We start from the raw sequence: 2,032 nt of genomic DNA, 5'->3' as shown, positions 1-2,032 counted from the left end.
TAGTTATAATCCCATATTGACTGCGGTCATGCTTCGCCCCTACAAACATATTTGCCTTGCGCCAGATTCACCCAGTTCAAGACTATTAAATAAATCTCCCGATTGCCAATTTTTCACTCACAACTCAAAACAATTACCTATGACTCTCAACTTGCTAGACACAATTGGTAACTGGAATTCCCAGTTATTTCGAGAACTTAAAGGCCGGCTGAAAATCGGTCATATTGCGATCGCCAGCGTCCTTTCCCTCAGCAGTCAACTAATGCTGGTTTTGTCGTGGAGCAGGCAGATACCCGTTGCGCCTGGTACCAGCGATTACAAGTACCCCATTCATCACAGATTCTGCACTGGATTTGATGGCAAGGCCAAAGGTGATGCAATCAAGTGTATCCAAGATGCGGCAGGAAATTTCATCATTAACTGGCCCTCTTGGTGGCTAGAAATATTCGTTTACCTGAGCATATTTAGTGCGATCGCACTTTTAGTAGCCGGCACTTATATGCTTGTCGGCGACTTAGACAAAGAGGAACGCCGAGGTACGCTCAACTTTATTCGCCTCAGCCCCCAGTCGGCCACCACAATTTTTCTCGGCAAAATTCTCGGCGTCCCAATTTTACTGTATCTGGCAGCAATTCTGGCTGTACCGCTGCACCTGTACAGCGGATTAGCAGCTCAAATACCTCTGCACCACATTGTATGTTTCGACATAGCAATGCTAGCTAGCTGTGCTTTATTTTACAGCGGCGCAATGCTATTTGGCTTAACAACCAGTTGGTTGGGAGGGTTTCAACCTTGGCTGGCTAGCGCTGCGGTTTTGGGTTTTATAACCACAGCTTTTAATGCACCATCCGTCGGCAACGCTGCGGACTTGTTAGCATTTTTGTCTCCGGCTGCTGTCTTGAAACAAATAGCTTATCAAGTTAATGAGTCATCCCATTCTCACCTTAACTGGTTAATTGGAGAGTTCGATAGTGTGGAATGGTTTCATTTGCCGATCGCCAAAAATTTTGTGTCTTCTACCGCCTTATCTTTCTTGATTTGTGCAGTAGCAACCTACTGGATATACCAGGGATGGCAGCGTCGCTTTCCCCACCCCACCGCCACTGTTTTGAGCAAGCGACAAAGTTATTTGCTGGTGATTTGCTATCAGTCAATAATTTTAGGATTTGCACTCCAATCAAATAAATACTCCCTTGATGAGATCGTCTGTTTGTCGATCCCAAATTTGATGGTTTTTTTAGCTTTGATTGCGGCTTTAACCCCGGAAAGACAAGCCTTGTATGATTGGGCGAGGTATCGCAGACAAATAGTTCCCACTAGCAGTCAGAAGTTGTGGCGCAAATACCCCATTCTCGATCTGATTTGGAGCGAAAAAAGTCCCGCATTAATTGCAATGGCAATCAATCTCCTCAGTTCCACAGTGATTTTAACACCTTGGCTGCTGGTGAATCCCAATGCTTTTCCCGCCACGATCGCCTTTATCAATCTCATCCTGATTTACGCGGCCCTCACTCAGCTATTCATGTTCGCAAAAATCCGAAATCAGGCAGTTTGGGCGACTTGTACAGTCGGAGGCGCGATCTTTTTACCACCAATTATTTTGTCTGTGCTTTCCCTCTACCCAGCAAAAGCTCCTTTCATGTGGCTGTCTTTAGTATTTCCCATCTTTGGATCTTCATACGCCTGGAGCGAGTCAATATATACTATTTTGCCCTCGATTCTCGGCCAGTGGACTGTGTTGGTGCTGCTGAACCTGCAATTGAGGAGGCAACTCCGAATCGCTGGGGAATCGGCATCTAAAGCTTTGCTGAAGGCTTGAAAAGACGAGAGCAATCAGGCTTGTTCCAACATTTTTGAGGATCGCGAGCTCATAGTAGCTGTAGGGTGCGTCGCCATTGAAAATTTCTCAAGAAAAATCGACAATCGAGCGAGCGACGCACCTGGCTTGGGTGCATCTGGTGCAAGGCAAATATATCCGTAGGGGCGAAGCATGACCGCAGTCAATATGGGATGATAACTAATAACTTATCTG

1 protein-coding gene is annotated in these 2,032 nt (G+C 46.0%); it reads left to right on the top strand.

Going from position 1 to position 2,032, the window contains the following annotated elements:
- The coding region (locus tag QT974_RS33790) for a hypothetical protein (protein ID WP_333472722.1) at nucleotides 1-1,819 on the top strand (1,819 nt) is incomplete at its 5' end.
- Nucleotides 1,820-2,032 lie beyond the last annotated feature (213 nt).

The organism is Microcoleus sp. BM001215392 (assembly GCF_036700185.1).
Classification (GTDB): Bacteria; Cyanobacteriota; Cyanobacteriia; order Cyanobacteriales; family Microcoleaceae; genus Microcoleus.
Note: the sequence above shows the minus strand (reverse complement) of the source record. Positions and strands in the feature narration are given on the sequence as shown.